Source organism: Kitasatospora sp. NPDC001225, from assembly GCF_053597855.1.
The window spans coordinates 19,013-37,239 of record NZ_JBSFJC010000064.1 but is presented as its reverse complement, the minus strand read 5'-3'; the positions used below and the strand labels follow the sequence as shown (position 1 = coordinate 37,239).

Below are 18,227 nucleotides of genomic sequence, written 5' to 3'. Positions count from 1 at the left end.
AGCGGCCGCCGCCTACGGATTCGGTCTCCTCCCCGCCGACGTCGCCTGGGGCGGGAGCCAGTCCCCTGCCCCTCCGCTCGCCTGTCCCTCCCCTGTCGCCTTCCCACCGGGGGCGGTCAGCCGGGCTACAGAGGTGGTGCGTTCCGTCCCTCCAGTCGGCCGGTGCGGGCGGTCGCCCAGGGGTTCTGCTTCCGGACCCGGATCCGGCGGAAGTAGCGGCGCATCGCGGCGGAGTCCTTGCGCCAGTCACCCATTTCGGCGATCTGGTCCTCGGGAACGTCGGCCTCGCGCAGCGCGGAGGCCCCGCCGGCCCGGAGGCCGTGTGCGGTGACGGCCTTGGCGGTGGCCTCGTGCAGGAGCGCGTTGTATCCGGACTCGACGCGCTGCTGTTCCGAGAGGTCGGCCACGTGCTGATACGCCTTCCGGGCACGGGACTTGACGATGGTGTTGACGGCGTCGCCGGACAGGTAGGAGAGCTCCACCCACTCCTCGACGGCGATCTCGTGGTCCGCCTTCGGCTGCCCGTCCCGGTGCTTCGGCCGGGTCTGCGGGGTGAGCCGGACCTGGAGGCGGCCGGCCTTGTCGAGCGCGCGAAAGAGGGCCTGGTCGAGCGGCATGCGGACGGTGCGGGCGTACTCCAGCCAGGCGCGCAGGCGGCGTACCGGGCACAGGTGCGGGGCGTCGTCGCGGGCCGAGATCCAGGCTTCGAAGACCGAGCCGTCCTTGCGGGTCTTGCGGGCGACGAGGCGGACGGCGATGCCGTCGGGGTGCAGTTCGGCGTGCACGGGTACCAGGTGGGCGAGCTCGATGCGGCGGCTGAGCAGGTGCCAGCCCATCGTGAGCATGGCGGCGTCGCGTCGGCCGATGCCCTGGCGGTGGTCCCGGTCGCAGTCGGCGACCATCTCCTCCAGGTCGGCCTCCAGGATCGCGGGCGACTGCCTCTCGGTCTTGGTCGCGGACCACTTCCTGCGGAAGGCGGCGATCATCCTGCTGGTCTGGATGGTCCCGGGCCGGGTGTTCCCTGGGGTCTCCCGCTCCTGCCAGGTGACCACGGTGCTGTGGTAGTCGGAGACCGTGTTGGGGTCGTAGACGTCGCTGAGGATCATCCACCCGACGTACTCGATCAGCGTCGCCGTGGTACACGGCAGTGCGACCCGTCCGCGCTCGGCGCACCAGCGTTGGAACACCCGGATCCGGGCCTGGCGGTTGCGCTCGGTGTTGGGCACCGTCGACTCTCCGAGGAGCTGCGCGATCTCCTCGCTGATGACGAAGTCCCCGGCCGCGTACTCGGGCGCGGTGAACGCGGCCGGCAGCGGTCGGCCTGCCACCAGCACGGTGTCACGGTCGAAGCCGCCGATGTCGATCCCGTGCCCGCGGGAGCGGGCGGCGGGCAGTCTCTGGTCGTCGCTGTCGACGAACTCGGCTTCCACGACGTCGAGTTCGTCGCTCATGCCTGCCCGCCGTGGAGGTGGTGCCACTGCCGTCCGAGCTGTGCGGATCCGTGGGTGGCGGGCCCAGCGGGCGCGCCGGGTGTGGGTTCGGTACTCAACTCGGCTCTCCTGCGCGCACGGGCTGCTGACGGAGGAAGCTTCTCACAGCAGTTGCCTCGTATATTGCCAGATATACGAGGCTAACGATCGTTAACGCGCGACGGAAGGTCAGGCGGGGGTATAGAGGCCCGCTCGCTCCGCCCGAGCACCTACCAACGTTTGTAGGTGACGGCCGGCCCCGGCCGAGGGCGGCGGCGAGACCTCCTCACGTGAGTAGGAGGGGTCTTGGTCAGGCGGAGGTTCGCCGCTGGGCACCTAGGAACGTTCCTAGGTGGTCCTTCCGGCGACGAGGACGGGACGGCGGCCGGCGGCTCGCCTGGCTGTCACGGTGAGCAGCCTCCGTGGGACCAATTGGTCCCACGGAGGCCCTGTTGACGGGCCCGTGGCTGGACCGTCTCACGTGAGACGGTCCAGCGAAGCACATCGATGCCTTGCACAGAGGACTCTTCATGGGTCCTCCAGCTGACTACCGAAGACCTCAATCCTTTTCCACGCCGTGGTAGATTGAGACTTAGGTCATCGAAAGACTGATGGATCCGACTTTCCAGGCCTCGATAACGGTTGAGGATGGAAAATCAAATCGAATGCGTTAGTCGATAGTTCGGAGTCCGCTATTAGGCCTCCGGGGCTGTTTTCGATTAGGACCTAAAGATTGACTTCCGGAGATTGATTCCTCCGGAGGCATGGTGAAGCCGCCCGGCTCCTCACAGTGGAAGCAACCGGGCGGCCGCGGACCGCGCGCAGTGCGGCGTATCACCATCACCTGTGCGGCCCGGGGCGCAACCCGGGCCGCACAGCCGTACTCAGAGCCGGCGGAAAATCTCCGCCGCCAACTTGAGTGCCTCGATGACGATCGCGCCCACCATCTGCACGCGGCGTTCCCGCTGGTCGTCCGGCTTCTCCTGCTCCGGCTCGCGGCCGGCGTTCGGGTCCTTCGGTTGTCCAGTCATGGAACGCTGCTCCCCTTCCTTGATGGGTGGGCGTATATGGCTACGCCCGAGCCCCCGGGTCCGGAGAGAACCCAAGATCATCGGGAAGGGTCGAGGGGATGCCCCCTCGAATGGCAGTGACGCGGCCGATTCTATAGCCAATTGACGGGGCTTCAAAACTTGAGGGCATTAGTCATGACTCTTCGTATGCAATCAATTAGCTGACCTGCGGTTCTCTGGATTGCCACCAGGTAGCGACCCTCAGGTGCGAACTGCTGTGATGCCGATGGCGCCCCGGCGATGTCCCTGCTGTGCGGCATCCTGGAGGCCCACTGCGAGAAGAGTGGCCATGGACGAGAAGCTGAGGGCGCGCGGTTGCCGAGGATGACTGGGTGCCGGATGGTCTGCGCGAGGCCGCCCGCAGTCGACTGGTCGCCCTGGAGGAACGGCACGGCCCGCTGTGGACGCCGTCGCGCACCGGATCTCCACCGGCTCGGCCAGCATCGTCATCAACGTCCGTGGCCTGCCCAACGACTGGGCCATCAGCGGACGTTCGGAAGTCCGTCCGGTCGCCTTCCGCAACATCCCTTCCCTGGCCTGCAGGGGCCTCGCGCAGGCGCTCCATGCGATCGGCGAGGCGTACAACCGGCATGGCGACGGGTGCATGCAAGACCTCGCCGACAACCGGTTCTTCTTCCGCGTCGAGGTCTACTGCGCGGACGGCACCCATCTCGACCTGGATGTCGTCTCACCCCCACAGGGACCGGAGGAAGGCATGGACGCGTCTATCAGCGCTGTCTCTGCTGTCATGAGGCCGAGCTTAGAGGTGCCGAAGCCATGCGCCGAACCGCCCGAAGTCGGCTTGATCTGCGGGCCTTCCTGCCGCAACCGCTGCGCTCTGCGGGAGCCTATCGACGACCTCCGGTCGGACAGGCACAGGTCACCCGTGCGGGTGAACACGGTATGCGACGCAACGCCCCGGGCCCCGGCAGGAACACCTTCGGCGCGGACGTGCTGCGCCGGCGCGGCGCCGGGGGCGCGGGCGCCCGCCCTGCGCAGTCCGTCAGCCGTAGACTGACGGCGTCGCCCGGGCCACTGCCCTTCGACACGACGCCCCGGCGGCAGGGAGCGTCAGCCTGCGGCTGACGGCTTCTCGGTTGAGCGGGTGAGCACCTGGTACTTCTTCGCGGCGGACTGCTTGGTGATCCCGCCCAGCGCCTGGCCGACGTCGTTCCAGGAGCCGCCGGCGCCTCGCGCCTTGGCCATCAGGGTGGCGGTGTTCGCGTCCAGGGCGGCCTGCAGCTCCATGACGAGCGCGAGCGCGGCGAGCGCGGCCTCCTTGTCGATCTCCTCGTCCACGAGCGCGGCGGCGAAGGCCTCCGCCGCCGGCATGGGCGCGGCGCGCTGCCGCCAGGCCTCGCCGAGGTCGCCCCGGGCGTAGCGGGCGGTCAGCAACTCGACCGGAGTCGGTTCCAAGGCGGCCGACACGGGGGCGTCAGTCTCTGACTGACGGCTGTCCTGGGCGGGGACGGGCGGGGCGAGGAGCCAGCCGATTCCCCGGCGCTCCTTCAGGAGCTCCAGCGCGTAGGTGGCATCCCGGCCCCGACCGCGCTCCTGAGCGGACTCCTTCAGCACCCGCTCCACCATGGCGTTCTCCCGCGCGCTCGCGGTGCGCATCGGGAACGCCACATCCTCCAGCGAGCGCTGCGCAGCGTAGCGCAGGTCGAGCCACCGCTTGTCCTCTCCGGAGACGAAGCACCGGATTGCCGCGAGGACGATCGCCTCCTCGGAGAAACTCCGGTCGGTGCAGATGATCTCCTTGTACTCCGGCAGCTGCCGCTCGACGGCGGCGTGCACTGTGGCCTCGGTCGGCCCGTCGTACCACCGGATCTCCCACTTCCGTCGGTGGTCGTGGTAGTCCGTGTCCATGCCACACTGGTGGATCTTGGACAGCTGGAAGACGAATGAGCGGATCGCGCTGCTGCGACTGGCCACCGGCTCAAGCCTCCGCGAACGGTTGGGCGGTGACCCACTTCGCGACCGCCGACGGGGTGGCGAAGCCGTCCTGGGAGGTGCGGTAGGAGACCATGGCGCCGTCGCGGTGCCACCGCGGCGGCGCCTGGCCTTCCCAGCGCCAGGCGCCGCAGGGCGTCCGGTACTGGCGGATGTACCCGACCACGTCGACCTGAAGCAGCTGTTCGGTGCGCCGGCCGGCGACGAGGCAGCCGTGCTGGGGCTGCATGAAGCCGAAGTACTCCTCGGCGATGGTCCCCATCAGCCCGACCCCTTCCCGGCCACGGCGCACGCCCCGCCGGCGACCGTCATCCTACGGCTGACGGGGACGGGTGGACTCCTGGACCGGGTTCCTGGACGCCTTCGTCCTCCTGCCCGGGGCAGGGCCTCGTCGTTCGCGTCGATGACCGGGGTGTCGAACCGCAGCCCGTCCACCGTCGCAGGCAGGTCGACGGCGATGACTTCAGCGGTGATCCGCCGACCGACCTCCACATCCTCGCTCCGAGGCCGCCCTCAGGGCAGGTCCAACGAGCCGACGAACCCCAACGCTCTCGCCGGGGACCCGTCCAACGTCACCGCTACCCCGGAGCGGGTGACCTCTGACGCGACCCCACCACACAGGTCGCCGACGCGGATCGCTGACAGAAAGCTCCGTACGGCGCGGTCCTCCGGTACTTCGCGCATGTCGGCAAGCCACGGCATCCCACCCGGGCATCTCAGTGACCGTTGACACAGGCCGACGCAACGCCTCCCGGCTTGGTCGTACGGTGACCGTCCATCGCTCGTCGACGGTGAAGCCGTCGGGGTCAGCAGACCTTCCGGTAGGGCACCTCGGGGAGGTACGTGTCCCAGTCGAATTGCGGCAGTCCGCCTCCGGCTCGTTCGCAGATGTCGGCGGCTTCCTGGTCCGGGGCGACCGTGATCTCGTGCGCCGGTACGTGCTCGGTCGCTATGCGCAGGGTGCGGTCGTCGGGGCCGAAGGACAGGGAGAGGGTGGCGCCTCCTGTCGTGGGGACGGCGGGGCCGAGTGGCTGGTGGGATGCGAGGTCCCACATCCGCAGTGTGCCGTCGGTGCCCGCGGCGGCCAGGATGCGGCCGTCGTGGGAGAAGGCCAATGCGGAGATGGGGTCGAACGCCCCCGTGGCGTTGGGTCTGAAGCTGCCGGGCAGGACGCCCAGGTTCCGCTCGGCGTTGCCGTCCCAGAGCGTGACGCGGCCGGCTTCGTCGCCGGTGGCCAGGTACGTGCCGTCCGGGCTGAACGCCACGGTGTGCGTCGTGTTCTGGGTGAGCGTACGAGGGACCACTCGGCCTGACGGCAGGTCGGCGAGTTGGTTGTGGGAGGTGACGAGGAGCCGTCCGTCCGGCCGGACGGCGAGTTGCTCCCCGCCAAGGCCGGAGAGCACCCGGGTCCTGGCCCGTTGGGGCAGGTCCCAGACTTCCAGGGCCTCCTGCTGCGGTATCCGTGACACCAGGAGCGACCTTCCGTCCGGTGTGAAGGCGATCGCATTGACGTCGTCCACCGCACGCCGTTCGGGAGCCGCGAGATCCAGGGTCGCGGTCGTGCGGCCGGCGGAGACGTCCCAGACGGACACTCTGGGTGGTGAGGTCGGCTGCCTGTGGTCGACGATGCCGTAGGCGAAGGCTCGCCCGTCGGGACGGAACGCCATGAGAACGGTGCAGGAGAAGGAGAGCCGTCTGCCCTCGGGAGGCGGCAGGCAGGACAGGACGGGCAGGTCGACGACGTGTCCTCCGCCGCGGAGGTCCCGCAGTCGGATGTGGTGCGTGTGGTCGCCCGCGGACGACAGCAGGGTGGCGAGCGTGCTGCCGTCCGGGCTGAACACGGCGGCTGAGATCGGCTGGCTCGTCCAGGCCGGGGCGAGGACGTTCGTGAGGTCGATGGTGCGTACCGCGGCTCCGGTCGAGCCCTCCTGGTAGCGGATCCGGTGTTCGTCCGGATCCAGCCTGAACTGGCTGGCGTCGGTGTTGGCGAGTGGATGCCGCAGGAGCGGGACCGACGGGATGTCGAGGCGCCACAGCAGCACCTCCTTGCCGTCCGATGCCACCATGAGCGTTCCGTCCGCGCTGAACGACGCCTCCCTGAGGTCGGCGTGTTCGACCCGCGGGAGTTCCGTTCCCGAGGCGATGTCCCAGATCCGGACGCCGCCGCTGTCGACGACCGCCAACCGGCGGCTGTCCGGTGAGAACCCGACGGCCTGGTCCAGGCACTGCTGCGCGGTGGCGTCGGGAGCCCCGGCGAGCGGGACCTCGCGCTGCTCGGGCACGTTCCACACCTGGACCGGCCCGCCCGGAACGCACAGCGCCATCAGGCGGTCGTCGTGGCTGACCGACGCCTCGGGATACGGGAAGTTCTCCAGGCGGGGCCACTCTCCCCACATCCGCCGCTGCCTGACCTCCGGTATCCGGCGCGTCTCGTCGCGGGTGGGCGCTCTGTGTACGCCGCCCCCGGTGCGTCGTTCGAGCAGGAGTCGGCCGCTGTGGCTGTCCCGGACCTGGACCACGTCGTCCGTGCCCTCGGTCGCGAAGAGGACCAGGGTCCGCCCGCTCGGACCGAGCCGAGCCGCGGTTCCGGTCAGACCGGGGTCGAACGGGTGGCGTGCCACCGGGGATCCGCCCGTACTCTCCGCCGGCAGGTCCCACACGTTCACATGATCGAGTCCGAACACGGCGAGTGTTCGGGTGTCGGCGCTCATGTCCTCCACGTCCTCGGCCTCGGCCCCCAGGCCGGGGAGTGTTGCTACTCGCCGGTGCGTGCCGACGTCCCACTTCACCACCTCGTCCCGGCCGACACCGACCAGGGTGCGTCCGTCGCCGCTGAGGAAGTGGGTCTGCGGGACGGCTTTGCTCGACGGGGGGTCGGTGAAGACGTCCTGGTCCGGCTGGACGGCTGCGCCGAGCAGCGCGGACCGTGACTCGGGTAGATCGGCGGTCTTCCACGCGGTGACGCTCAGCCGCATCGCCGTGACCGGGTCGGACGAGCGCATGCCGTCCGCCACCGCGGCGGCCCGGCGGGCGGCGGCCTCCGTGCGGCGGCGTTCGCCGGTCAGGTTCTGCTGCCACGCGATCACCCCGGCCAGCAGGACGAGCACGACCAGGGCGGACAGCGTGGCGAGCAGGGTGCGCAGCCGCCGGGCGGAGCGCGCGGTCTTCCGGTTCTCCTGGTCGCGGGCGGTGAGGGCGGCGGTGAGGAAGCGGGACTCCAGCGGGGTGAGGTCGTCGCGGTGCCCGGCGCCGGCGAAGGTGGCTTCGGCCGCTGCCAGGCGGGTGCCCCGGTAGAGCGCTCCGGGGTCATGGCCCAGTTCCTCCCAGGCCTTGGCGGCTTCGGTGAGGTGCCGGTGGTGGCGCAGCCTGTCGCGGGCGTCTTCGACCCAAGCGCTCAGGCGCGGCCAGCAGCTGATCAGAGCCTCGTGCGCCAGGTGGACGGTGTCTCCGTCCAAGGTGATCAGCCTGGCGCGGGTCAGGCTTTCCAGCACCGCTGCGGTGTCGGCGTCACCGGTACCGAGAGACTCGAGTTCGGTGCGGTCTGCGGGTCGGCTGGTGTCCTGCGCGCCCTCTCCCGGGGTGACCAGTCGCAGCAGGATGCGCCGGGCGACGGCGGCCTGCTGCGGCGTCAGGCGGTTGTAGGTCTGTTCCGCGGTGCGGGCGATGGCGCCGTGCACACCTCCGGCGGCTTCGTAGGCGGCCTCTGTCAGTGTCCTGCCCTTGCGGCGGCGCCAGGTCTCCAGCAGGGCGTGCGACAGCAACGGGAGCCCGCCCGGCTCGCCGTCGACCTCCTCGATGATCCTCGAGGTCAGGGCGCGCTCGACGATCAGGCCCGCGCCGGCGGCCGGATTGACGATCGCCTCCCGCAGCTCCGCCGGGCCCATCGGCCCGACCAGCAGCGTGGCCTCCCGCAGGGCCACGGCGAGCCCGTGGTGCTCCGCGCAGCGTCCGAAGAAGTCCGCCCGCACCGCCAGGACCACCCGTAATCGGCTCTCCGGCTCACACGCCGCCAGCAGCAGACCGATGAAGGCGGCACGCTCCGCCGGCTCGGTGGACAGCGTGAACGCCTCCTCGAACTGGTCCACCACCAGCACCGTGTCGCCCGTACCGTTCCCGGGCGTCAGCAGCGCGGCGTGGTCGCAGGCGGGCCGCGGGCCCGGAGTGAAGATCCGGATGGCGGCCGGACCCGTGCCCGTCCCGCCCCGGTCCCGGAGCGCTGGGATCAGTCCGGCGCGGAGCAAGGAGGACTTGCCGCTGCCCGAGGCGCCCACGACGGCGACCAGACGACGGGAGTCCACCAGTCCCAGCAGGTCGGCGACGAGCCTGTCCCTGCCGAAGAACCGCTCCCGGTCACCCGGTTCGAAGCGGGCCAGGCCCCGGTACGGCGCATCGGCATCATCACCGTCCTCCGCGGCCACGTCCCGCACCGCGGCGTGCCAACGCCGCTCCCACTCCGCGGGGTCCCCGCCACAGGCCTCCACATAGGCCAGCACCACCGGCAGCGACGGGAGCTGCTGCCCGCCGGCCGCCCGCGACAGCGTCGCGACCGAGTAGCGGGTACGACTGGCCATCGCGCGGTAGGTGACGTTCCCCGCCTCCCGGCGTAGCTGGCGCAACTCGGACGCGAAGCGCTGGACCGGTCCTGCGGCCGGATCCAGCGGGCCTTCTTGGCGGCCCATCCGTGTCCTCCCCCGCTCGGCGGCACCCGGACCGTCAACGTACGCACCGGAGAGAGCCGCGGCAACGGCTTCCCAACGGCCTGTCCTGTTTCATCCGTCGTTCCGGCCCACGGAGCGGCACTTTGTTTCACGTGGTGAGGAGGGCTGCGCAACAACCAGTCGACCGTGAAAGCTCGGTCGTGTCAGGGCCGGAAGGCGACACCACCGCCCCTGACGCCGGCCCGACCGCGCCCCGCGGTACCGCCGCCCGCGTGGGCTGCGGTACACGTGCGGCGGAGATTCCGAGCCGGGCAACGTCCCTCACCCCTCTGTTTCGCACCGACAGGAGACAGCCATGCGATTGGCCAAGATCCGTGCCGCAACGGTCGCACTCACCCCGACGCTGAAGGCGAAGCGATTGTCCGCGGCCACGGCGGCAGCGGTACTGCTGGTGCTTCCTGCAGCGGGAGCGGCCCATGCGGCGCCAGGCGAGAAGACCGCGCATTCCGGCCGCTACCACGTGGTCGGTGCGGTGCAGGAGATCTCCCCTGAGGCTGCCGAGGGGCTGCGCTCCGGCGCTGAGCAGCAGGGCCTGGCCTCGTCGTGGGTAACGCCGTGGGCGCATTGGACGCCGTACGCGGGCGGAGAGGTGAACGATGTGCGAATGCACGTGTTCAGCGGCTCCGACGGCCACGACCGAGCGTACGCGGAGGCCTACCTGAACTATGCCTGGGACGGGCTGTACCTGGACGTCTCGCAGACTGCGGGAAACGGGCACTGGCCGTGGCAGGCCCAGAACCTGGGTACCGTCGGCGGGCAGTCACATCGGGAGACTGCCAGCGTCTATGACGGGCCGGGCAACTGGGTGCGGGCGTGCGGCGCTTCATGGGGGGATGACAACGACCCGTGGGGCAACCCGAGGTGGGGCACCAACATCGCATGCACCGCCTGGAACTGACCGGTCAAGGAAGAGGCCGGCTCCACACCATCAGGAGGTTGCGTTCCGCACCGGCTCCAGGACCGTCGCGCCGACAGCGGACGGTACTGCCCGCCGGGCAACGCCGATCTTCTCTCCTCAGGAAGGAACGTCCCATGAAGCGCATGAACCGGTTGACCGGGATCCTGTTCGGTCTCGCCGCGGCCACCACGGCGTTGACCGGGTTCGCCGTCCCCGCCGCGTCCGCCGCCACGTCCCAGGTCACCGCCGGCTGCTACGCGTCCTCCTGCAGCGGACGGGACCCCATCCAGATGGGCTGCAACGCGGACGCCTACACCGTGGAATCGGTGAGTTCCGCCTACGGCACGATCGAACTCCGCTACAGCTCCTCGTGCAAGGCGAACTGGGCGAGGATCTCCGGTGCCTCGAACGGACAGCTGTTCTGGGTGGAGAACAGCTCCGACATCCAGTTCTGGAACGCGATCGGCTCCGCCGGCTACGGCGACATGGTCGACGGATCGGGCAGCGCGCGCGCCTGCATCTCCGGCAACGGTCCCTGCACCGGCTGGCACTGAGACTCCTCTGCCCGGCCGGGGTCGGGAAGCCGCGCGGTTCGCGCTGGTTCCCCGTCCCCGGGCCGGCGGCTGACTCTCCGGCAGCACCCGCCGCGCTCGCGTTCGAGCGACGGCCACGGCGCTCGGCGCCCCGCACCCCCGGGCCATGGCCACGGCATGCGACATCGGAGAACCTCAGGACTCCGTGACACCGCCGTTCTGCGGGCCCCGTTGCGAAGCGACCCCCCAGGACAGGACCCAAAGGCTCAGCACCACCGAAACGGACATGGCATCGACACGCATTCCGGGCCGGGACCTTCCCGGCCCGGAATGCAGACACCAGGAGGAAGAACATGAAGACACGACGCATCCTCACCACCCTGCTGCTGGCGGGGACGGTGGCCACCGCGACGCTGGCGGTGACGCCCGCCGCGCAGGCCGCACCGAACAACGGGAACTGCCGCGGCGCCCGGGCCTTCTGCTTCTGGTACAACAGCAACCAGTCCGGCTCGGTGGCCGGCTGGGACCTGCTCACCGGCTTCAAGGGCTTCGAAGACCTCGCCTACGCCGGCGCGTTCCAGGGCCCCGGCAACGGACAGGGCGTCGCGGTGAAGAACAACGCGGCCTCCGCCACCTACCAGTTCCCCGGCAACTGCTACGGCTACGTCAGGGTGTACTACAACAGCGGCTGGAGCGGGCCCTCGGACGACGTTCCGGCCTGCGGCAACATCAACCTGGTGAACACGAAGAACGAAAACGCCTCGTTCTACGTCTACGGCTGACCCAGCAGGACCCGGCTGGGCCGTCCGACTCCTCGGACGGCCCAGCCGACCGGAGACACGAGGCCCTCGACACCATGGACACACCACGGCTCACCGCCCCGCTCGCGGCCGTCACCACCTGCCTTCTGCTGCTCGCCTCCTGCTCCACGAACAGCGGGACCACCACCGGCACCGCACCGACCTCTACCAGGGGAACGCCACCCGGCCCGGCAGGCACCTCCGCCGACAGCACCAAGACCGCGCCCGACCCCGCCGACGACCCCACCGTCATCTCCCTGCCCCTGGACCCGTACTTCCTCCCACCCGCCGACAACGCCCGACTGCACACCGCCCTGGACCGACTGGTCGCCGACTGCCTGCGTAACGCCGGAGTCCGACCACCCGCCCCGGCCACCGCCCCGACCCCCGTGCTGGGCCGGTACGAACGGCGCTACGGACTCACCAGCGCCTCCGGGGCCCGCACCACCGGCTACCACTTGCCCGCCCACCCGGACCCGGCACAGGTACGGCTCTCCCCTGACCAGCTGAACGCGCTCACCGGCCCGCAGGGCTGCCAGGAATCCGCCGCGCGCCGGATCACCGGCACCACCAGCTACCCCGGAGATGCCTACCTGGTCCGGTCGGTCAACCAGGAGTCCTTCGAGCAATCGACGAAGAACCCGGAGGTCGTGGCCGCCGTCGCCGCGTGGTCCCGGTGCATGAAGCAGGCCAGCCACGACTACGCGACACCGCTGCAGACCGGCACCTGGCCCTCCGAACTACCCACCGACGAAGAGCGGACGACCGCGATCACCGACGTCGTCTGCAAACAACAGACCCGGCTCGTCCGGATCTGGAACGAAGCCGAGGCCGCCATCCAACGCACCCTGATCCAGCAGAACACCATCGCGTTCGACAACGTCCTGGCCGAACGCCGCCGCATGCTCAGCGAAGCGGACACTGTCCTCGCCGAAGGTCCGGCGTCCGGGCCGAGCCACTCGGCCGCCTTCGAGTAGTCACCGGGCCAGGGAACCCCCAGGGCAGGGGCCACTGCGGGCCTGCGGCACGGCGCCCGGTCGGTGCCCCACCACGGCGATGACTACGACTGGGATGCCTGCGTCGACCTCCTCTTCCAGGGCACCGACATCCTGATGCTCTTCAGCGCGCACCTGGACGGGATCGAAGACCCCGACGACATGGCCAACCAGGCCATGGGCATCGGCGACATGCGCCCTGCTGCCTGGTTCACGCCTTCGACAACGTCCAAGCCCGCAACCCGGGGCGCGGCTTCCGCCGCTGACCCGGCGGTGTAGAGGTCGGTCTCGGGCGTCGCGAGGGACACGAGCAAGGCGTAGGAGACCGGTCGGCTGACCCGGTCGAATCTGTTGTTGCACTTCCACCAGCCGGGCAGACCGCAAGGGCTCTGCGGTCGGGGAGATCGGCGGCCCCAGAAAACGCGGGTGGGGCCCGCAATGCCGGATGCATCGCGGGCCCCAGGGTGGGGGGTCAGGTGTTGTTCGGGTACATGGTCCAACGCTGGTTGGCATGATCAGGGAGACACCCCCCGATGGCAAGGACTGTTCCGTTGGCGTCGATTGCGCCGGGGAGGTCGAGGCAGCGGTCGGCGGTCGGATTATAGATGCTGCCGTCGGCGCGCAGGGTCCAGACCTGACCGGTGGCCCCGACGCAGTCGGTGATCACGACCTGGGTACCGGAGCTGGTGGCGTTGTTCTTGGTGGCGACGCAGCGTCCGCTGGTGCGCAGGGTGCCGTCGGAGCCGAAGGTGAACTTCTGATTGGCGCCGGCCCAGCAGTCGTAGAAGCGAAGGTTGGTGCCGTTGCTCGCGCCAGAGTTGTCAAGGCAACGGTTGGGGTTGGCGGCGGAGTTGATGTTGTACGAGGCGGGCTTCGGCGTGTCCAGGACGCGGATGTCACCGAAGCGCGGCAGGCCAGCCTCGGGCGCGATGCCCAGGTACTGGACGAGGCTGTGGTTGTTGTCGGTGATGATCAGGTCGGGGTACCCGTCACCGTTGATGCCACCGGGAGAGTCGACCACAGGGTACGTGGCCGAGCTGAAGCCTCCGACGAGGGCCGTGGTGGCGGTGGGCGCCTGCCAGTACTGGCTGCTGTTGTCGAGGCAGCCCGAGATGATCAGATGGGTGCCCGGCACGTTGCTCCCACTAGGGACGGTAAGGCAGCGGCCGGAGTTGGGGTTCTGCAGGGTGCCCGGGTAGGGACCGGGGACCCACTTCTGGGCGGCGCCGCTGTGGCAGCCGTACAGATTGACCGGCGCGCCGTTGTCGGTCAATCCATTGGTGATGTCGAGGTTTGCTGGGAGTGTCCGATGCCTGAAGGTCCGATGACCTGATCCGCGCTCAGGCCGCTGCCCGCCTCGTCGACGGCGGGCAGCGGCCACCTCAATGCCGCTTCCGTACAAGGAGAAAGTATGCCCAGAGACATCGCCACGGCTTGCCTGGAGGCGACCCCTGCCGAGAATGTCATGGCCGCTCTCACTGCCTCCCTCGCCCCCTTCGCGCACGAGTCCCAGCCGGTCGACAACCGCTGGCAAGGGGAATGGGACTGGTGGCACGTCTACGGAGGCGACGGCGAGCATGGCCTTGCCGTCCGTCTGGGCCATGAGAACGACCCGCGACTGATCCGTCATCCCACCTGGCTGGACGGCTCCCCACGCCCGGCACAGCCCGCACACCGTTGCGACGGCGGGCCCCGAGGCCTCCTCGACCTCGACACCGAGCGCACAGCCGCAGCTGTCGCAGCTGCCACCGAGTGGGATGCCTGGTTCACCTTCGCTGCCCGGTTCCCACCGGCCCACTCCCTCCGGACAATCACCGAGCGCAGCCGGTCCGGGTCCTCCGCTGCCGGCTCGGCCTACCAGGCGTTCAGGAAACAGCCGCTCATCCAGGCCATTGCCGCCTGGCAGCAGTCCGACCCGTACGCGCCCACCTGGACGAAACACTCAGACCCCATCGGGCACTTCGACGTGAGCCGTGAACAGTACATGCATCGAGCCGCGATACGGGTCCAGACCACGAATATCCTGGTCACCATCGACGGCCGGTGGATCGACCGCTTCGAGTACACCCCCACGCCGCAGCAACCGGTCGCGGCCAACGCGTACTTCGACTTCGCGGACCAGTACCTCCACAACCTGCCGGAGGACGCCATCATCGTCCGTGTCCGATTCCATTCGTGACTTCTGGCCGTCAGCGCGGACTTGCCTCGTTCAAAGCCATCGGCCGGGCCCGTCCGCCTGGCCCAAACGGTCGCCGCGCTGGCCCGGCTAAAGCTTGTTGCAGAAGGTCGGGTGTGGGCAGGTCGGTGTGTGGTCTGGCCTGCTGGTTCACGGGGTTCGGGCGAGGTTGTGCATGTGGGCGGCGGCCTGCACCGCGTGGTGCAGGCCGCCGCCTTTCTGTCGGCAGTCTCGGAGGATCTTGTAGTTCTTCATGCGGGCGAAGGTGTGCTCGACGTGGGCGCGTACGCGGCGGTGTTCGGCGTTGTCCTCCTCCTGGGCCCGCAGGAGCGGGCGCCCGGGTCGTCGGCGGCGAGGGACGACCAGGCCGGTGACGGGCGCCTCCGGCACGAAGGCCTCGCGCGGCACCGTACGGAAGGCGCGCTCGACCGCGGCGGTCCGGATCTCGCCCATGGAGATCAGCCGCTCGACCATGGCCGTCCGCAGCTCCTCCGGGGTCTCCGTGCTGGTGGTGGCGGTCTCCACCGTGTCAGACATGCAGTGCTCGCTCTCAATGTGATGAACAGTTAACTATGCTGTCAGTAAGCGCAGTTGAAACTGGAAGCCTACGGCTCGGTGCGTCACTCCCGCCCGGCGGCCAGGTCGGCGACGGTCTGGCCGAGTGCCTGCCGCAGGAAGGCACTCGCTGCGAGCTGGTCGCCCAAGGTCAGCAGCCCGATGTCGATCCACCGCGTCAGGTCCCGTCTGCGATCGGGGTCCGCGTCCGGCGGCAGCACCCGCAGGTGGCCGCTTGCAGCGCCCCGGTGCTCGCTACGCCGAACACCTCGATGCCGCGCCGCAGGGCGGCCAGGATCTCCTTGTGGCGCAGGGCCGGGCTCTGGTGGAAGACCCCGTCGATCAGCACGATCCGGTCGCCGTCGGCGATCGAGAAAGCGAACAGGTCGCCGTGCCGGGCCGGGCGGTGCACCCGGACTCGCGGGTGCCGCAGCACGGGCTCGCGCGGGCGCAGCGTCGGGCCGACGTACAGATGATTCATCGGATCCCCCAGGGAGGACATCCCGGTTCAGGAAGCGGGCGGTGACTACCACTCCTGGTCGACGCCCTCCGCGAGCACCAGGTCCTCCAGGGCCTGCGGTTTCTCCTCCGGGCCGGTGCTCGCGGCGATGGCGATGGCGGCGGACTTCGACAGCATGGTGCCTTCCTTCGAATCGCGCCCCTGCCGTCCGAGAGCGGACGCGCAGTGAACGGCGGTGGCACTACGGTCCCGTCTTCGACCCGCTGCGGTCACGGGCAGCGGTGACCGCCTTTTCCGGACCGGCGTCAGCTCGCTCACCTGGGCGGGAGTTTCGAGGCAGGCCCAGAAGAGGACAGTGCGTCATGTGGGAATCGCGGAGTGTGACCCATGTGGCGTAGTCGGGTCGCTACGGTGAGGTGGTCAGGCCGCTCACCGCACCCATCCGGGAGCCACCATGCCTCCACCCCCCAAGCCCGGATCCAAGACCCACCGGGACTCGCTCCGCACCGAACTCCTCGCCGTCGGCGCCCCGATCGCGACGATCGCCGCCGAGATGCGCACCCGCTTCGGCTGCCGTCCACGGGAGGCCTGGCGCCACGCCCACGGCTGGACTCTCCAGGAGGCGGCCGACCGACTCAACAACGCCGTCGGCGCCGCCGGGCCCGCGACGGACGCCTCCCTTCTCGGCAAATGGGAGAAGTGGCCGGCCGCGGCGGGCCGACGGGTCACCCTGCGGGTGCTCACCGTCCTCGCCGAGCTCTACGGCGCCTCCCTGGAAGACCTGCTGGATCTGGAAGACCGCCGCGCCCTGCCCGAGTCCGATCTGCGCGTGCTGCGACACCAGGCCGCCGGCGATCCGGCCACGGCCGTTGCGGCGCCCCTCCCCCCGGTGCCCGACGTGCCGCTCACCGGCGCCGAGCTCATCCACACCGCGGCCGACGAGTCGGCGCAGTGGACGCAGTGGGCCGAGGTCCCCAACTGCGGGCCGGTCAGCGTGGAGCAGTACGCCGCCGACACCCGCGGCTTCGCCGCCGACTACCTCATGGCCCAGGACCCGCTGAAGGTCTACGGGCAGACCCACAGATCACTCGTCCGGGTCTGGGACCTGCTGTACGGGCACCAGAACCTGGAGCACCGCCAGAAACTCTTCGCGACCGCCGGCTACCTCGCCGCGATGATGGCCTGGATGACCAGCGACCTCGGACACACGCGGCAGGCCGGAACACACATCCGCGCCGCCATGGTGGCCGCCGAGATGGCCGGCGACCGAGGCCTCCAGGCATGGGTCGCCGCCACCCGCAGCAAGCTCGCGTACTGGGACGGGCAGTATCGCGCGGCCATCCAGCACGCCGAACACGGCGCCGCCCTCCAGGCACCCGGAACCGTCACCGTGCTGCTCCACTGCCAGGCCGCGGACGCGTGGGCGGAAGTCGGTGCGCACACCGAGGCGAAGACCGCCTTCGGCCGAGCCGAGGACGCCGCCGGGCTCGATCTCGCCAACGCCTTCCACGACCAGGTCGGCGGGCTGTTCGCCTGCACGGACGGTCGGCTGGCCAACTACGGGGCGGGCATCTGCCTGCGCGGTGACGACCCGACCAGGGCGCTGGCCCACGCCGACCACGGCCTCGCCGCTCTCCAGCGCCAGGACATCCGGCCCCTGGGCACCATCGCCCAGCTCCACATCACCCGCGCCGGAGCCCACCTGCTCGCCGACGAACCCGAAGGCGTCCTCGACGCACTCGCCCCCGTCCTCGCACTGCCCGCCGAACACCGCACCGCCCCCGTCCGCCGGCGCCTGCGCGACCTCGCCCGGGACGCCGCCGGATCGCCCATGGGCAACAGCGCCGCCGGACGCCGCCTGCAAGCCGTCGTGGAAACCGCCGTCCGCGAAGCCAAACTCGCCCTCTGCCTCACCGGCCCGGACAGTGATTGGATCGGCTCATGACAGACACCCCTGCGCACATGGCCGATCACTGGTGGTGGCGCCCGGGTTGGGAACCGGGCACCCGCTGGTACACCTGGCACCTGACGTTCGACGGTGCCGACGACGTCCACCGCCTGGCCGCCGACTACCGCCACGCCTTGGCCGACGTCCCCGGCCTCGACCTGGTCCCCGACCGCTGGCTTCACCTCACCATGCAGGGCCTCGGCTCCACCACCGAGGTCAGCGAGGCCGACGCGCGCGCCATCGCCGACGCCGCCGCCCACCACCTCGCGAAGATCCCCGCGTTCGACCTCGCCCTGGGCCCGGCGATCGTCACTCCCGAGGCCCTGCTCCTCACCATCGACCCGGCCGAGCCCGTGCGCGCCGTCCGCACCGCCATCCGCGCGGCCATCGCCGACGTCTGGCCCGAGGTCCCCGAGCCCGCCGACAACTTCCGGCCCCACGTCTCGGTGGCCTACTCCAACGCCGCCGGCCCGGCCCGACCGGCCGCCGACGCCCTCACGGGCGTCACCACCTACCCGGCCACCGCCCGCGTCACCGCCGCCGAACTCATCGTCCTCGGCCGCGACCGGCGGATGTACGAGTGGGAGACCGCCGCCCGCGTCGCGCTCGGCTGAACAGCGCCAGGTTCAGGCTCAGGCCGGCCAGGAGCGCC

The 18,227-nt window shown here is 70.2% G+C and carries 16 protein-coding genes and 1 pseudogene; 9 read left to right on the top strand and 8 right to left on the bottom strand.

Annotated features, from left to right (window positions below; all coding sequences use genetic code 11):
- Window positions 1-125 precede the first annotated feature (125 nt).
- The gene (locus tag ACWDCZ_RS22310; protein ID WP_449816768.1) at window positions 126-1,451 is read right to left on the bottom strand and encodes a hypothetical protein; all 1,326 of its coding nucleotides are present in this window, start codon (window positions 1,449-1,451) and stop codon (window positions 126-128) included.
- Between the two features lie 902 nt (window positions 1,452-2,353).
- A complete protein-coding gene (locus tag ACWDCZ_RS22305; protein WP_375876884.1) occupies window positions 2,354-2,500 on the bottom strand; it encodes a hypothetical protein in 147 nt (48 codons plus the stop codon).
- A gap of 439 nt (window positions 2,501-2,939) precedes the next feature.
- Here ACWDCZ_RS22305 and ACWDCZ_RS22300 point away from each other — a divergent pair, with 439 nt between their 5' ends.
- Window positions 2,940-3,557, top strand: a complete 618-nt coding sequence (locus ACWDCZ_RS22300; protein WP_449816767.1) for a hypothetical protein — start codon at window positions 2,940-2,942, stop codon at window positions 3,555-3,557.
- Window positions 3,558-3,610: 53 nt separating this feature from the next.
- Here ACWDCZ_RS22300 and ACWDCZ_RS22295 read toward each other — a convergent pair whose 3' ends face one another.
- From ACWDCZ_RS22295 to ACWDCZ_RS22285, 3 genes are all read right to left on the bottom strand, one after another.
- Entirely contained in the window at window positions 3,611-4,474 is an 864-nt protein-coding gene (locus tag ACWDCZ_RS22295) for a hypothetical protein (RefSeq protein WP_375876886.1), read from the bottom strand.
- Between the two features lie 4 nt (window positions 4,475-4,478).
- Window positions 4,479-4,754, bottom strand: a complete 276-nt coding sequence (locus ACWDCZ_RS22290) for a hypothetical protein (protein WP_449816766.1) — start codon at window positions 4,752-4,754, stop codon at window positions 4,479-4,481.
- Window positions 4,755-5,298: 544 nt separating this feature from the next.
- Window positions 5,299-9,171, bottom strand: a complete 3,873-nt coding sequence (locus tag ACWDCZ_RS22285) for an nSTAND1 domain-containing NTPase (protein ID WP_449816765.1) — start codon at window positions 9,169-9,171, stop codon at window positions 5,299-5,301.
- A 334-nt stretch (window positions 9,172-9,505) separates the two neighbouring features.
- Here ACWDCZ_RS22285 and ACWDCZ_RS22280 point away from each other — a divergent pair, with 334 nt between their 5' ends.
- The 5 genes from ACWDCZ_RS22280 to ACWDCZ_RS22260 all read left to right on the top strand — a co-directional run bounded on the left by ACWDCZ_RS22280 (window position 9,506) and on the right by ACWDCZ_RS22260 (window position 12,715).
- On the top strand, window positions 9,506-10,108 hold the full coding sequence (locus ACWDCZ_RS22280; protein WP_449816764.1) for a hypothetical protein: 603 nt from the start codon (window positions 9,506-9,508) through the stop codon (window positions 10,106-10,108).
- Window positions 10,109-10,242: 134 nt separating this feature from the next.
- Window positions 10,243-10,662, top strand: a complete 420-nt coding sequence (locus ACWDCZ_RS22275; protein WP_449816763.1) for a DUF2690 domain-containing protein — start codon at window positions 10,243-10,245, stop codon at window positions 10,660-10,662.
- 332 nt (window positions 10,663-10,994) lie between these two features.
- Window positions 10,995-11,423, top strand: a complete 429-nt coding sequence (locus ACWDCZ_RS22270; RefSeq protein WP_449816762.1) for a peptidase inhibitor family I36 protein — start codon at window positions 10,995-10,997, stop codon at window positions 11,421-11,423.
- Window positions 11,424-11,497: 74 nt separating this feature from the next.
- A complete protein-coding gene (locus ACWDCZ_RS22265; protein WP_449816761.1) occupies window positions 11,498-12,418 on the top strand; it encodes a hypothetical protein in 921 nt (306 codons plus the stop codon).
- A gap of 63 nt (window positions 12,419-12,481) precedes the next feature.
- Entirely contained in the window at window positions 12,482-12,715 is a 234-nt protein-coding gene (locus tag ACWDCZ_RS22260) for a hypothetical protein (protein ID WP_380670520.1), read from the top strand.
- A 193-nt stretch (window positions 12,716-12,908) separates the two neighbouring features.
- Here ACWDCZ_RS22260 and ACWDCZ_RS22255 read toward each other — a convergent pair whose 3' ends face one another.
- Window positions 12,909-13,817, bottom strand: a complete 909-nt coding sequence (locus ACWDCZ_RS22255; protein ID WP_449816778.1) for an RICIN domain-containing protein — start codon at window positions 13,815-13,817, stop codon at window positions 12,909-12,911.
- Window positions 13,818-13,847: 30 nt separating this feature from the next.
- On the opposite strand from ACWDCZ_RS22255, the gene ACWDCZ_RS22250 reads away from it, so the two are divergent.
- The gene (locus tag ACWDCZ_RS22250) at window positions 13,848-14,615 is read left to right on the top strand and encodes a hypothetical protein (RefSeq protein ID WP_449816760.1); all 768 of its coding nucleotides are present in this window, start codon (window positions 13,848-13,850) and stop codon (window positions 14,613-14,615) included.
- Between the two features lie 147 nt (window positions 14,616-14,762).
- Here ACWDCZ_RS22250 and ACWDCZ_RS22245 read toward each other — a convergent pair.
- Window positions 14,763-14,990, bottom strand: a pseudogene (locus ACWDCZ_RS22245) (transposase family protein); the annotation flags it as partial.
- Window positions 14,991-15,345: 355 nt separating this feature from the next.
- Window positions 15,346-15,648: a TfuA-like protein gene (locus tag ACWDCZ_RS22240; RefSeq protein ID WP_449816759.1), complete on the bottom strand. Its 303-nt coding sequence runs from the start codon at window positions 15,646-15,648 to the stop codon at window positions 15,346-15,348.
- Between the two features lie 433 nt (window positions 15,649-16,081).
- On the opposite strand from ACWDCZ_RS22240, the gene ACWDCZ_RS22235 reads away from it, so the two are divergent.
- On the top strand, window positions 16,082-17,572 hold the full coding sequence (locus ACWDCZ_RS22235; RefSeq protein WP_449816758.1) for a helix-turn-helix domain-containing protein: 1,491 nt from the start codon (window positions 16,082-16,084) through the stop codon (window positions 17,570-17,572).
- The gene (locus ACWDCZ_RS22230; protein WP_449816757.1) at window positions 17,569-18,189 is read left to right on the top strand and encodes a 2'-5' RNA ligase family protein; all 621 of its coding nucleotides are present in this window, start codon (window positions 17,569-17,571) and stop codon (window positions 18,187-18,189) included. The genes ACWDCZ_RS22235 and ACWDCZ_RS22230 overlap by 4 nt, the downstream gene beginning before the upstream one ends.
- Window positions 18,190-18,227 lie beyond the last annotated feature (38 nt).

What these genes read in the sequence shown, in the direction of transcription:
- ACWDCZ_RS22280 (WP_449816764.1), top strand. Translation starts at nt 9,506, where the DNA reads ATGCGATTGGCCAAGATCCGTGCCGCAACGGTCGCACTCACCCCGACG.
- ACWDCZ_RS22290 (WP_449816766.1), bottom strand. Translation starts at nt 4,754, where the DNA reads ATGGGGACCATCGCCGAGGAGTACTTCGGCTTCATGCAGCCCCAGCAC.
- ACWDCZ_RS22310 (WP_449816768.1), bottom strand. Translation starts at nt 1,451, where the DNA reads ATGAGCGACGAACTCGACGTCGTGGAAGCCGAGTTCGTCGACAGCGAC.
- ACWDCZ_RS22270 (WP_449816762.1), top strand. Translation starts at nt 10,995, where the DNA reads ATGAAGACACGACGCATCCTCACCACCCTGCTGCTGGCGGGGACGGTG.
- ACWDCZ_RS22305 (WP_375876884.1), bottom strand. Translation starts at nt 2,500, where the DNA reads ATGACTGGACAACCGAAGGACCCGAACGCCGGCCGCGAGCCGGAGCAG.
- ACWDCZ_RS22250 (WP_449816760.1), top strand. Translation starts at nt 13,848, where the DNA reads ATGCCCAGAGACATCGCCACGGCTTGCCTGGAGGCGACCCCTGCCGAG.
- ACWDCZ_RS22285 (WP_449816765.1), bottom strand. Translation starts at nt 9,171, where the DNA reads ATGGGCCGCCAAGAAGGCCCGCTGGATCCGGCCGCAGGACCGGTCCAG.
- ACWDCZ_RS22240 (WP_449816759.1), bottom strand. Translation starts at nt 15,648, where the DNA reads ATGAATCATCTGTACGTCGGCCCGACGCTGCGCCCGCGCGAGCCCGTG.
- ACWDCZ_RS22275 (WP_449816763.1), top strand. Translation starts at nt 10,243, where the DNA reads ATGAAGCGCATGAACCGGTTGACCGGGATCCTGTTCGGTCTCGCCGCG.
- ACWDCZ_RS22265 (WP_449816761.1), top strand. Translation starts at nt 11,498, where the DNA reads ATGGACACACCACGGCTCACCGCCCCGCTCGCGGCCGTCACCACCTGC.
- ACWDCZ_RS22230 (WP_449816757.1), top strand. Translation starts at nt 17,569, where the DNA reads ATGACAGACACCCCTGCGCACATGGCCGATCACTGGTGGTGGCGCCCG.
- ACWDCZ_RS22235 (WP_449816758.1), top strand. Translation starts at nt 16,082, where the DNA reads ATGCCTCCACCCCCCAAGCCCGGATCCAAGACCCACCGGGACTCGCTC.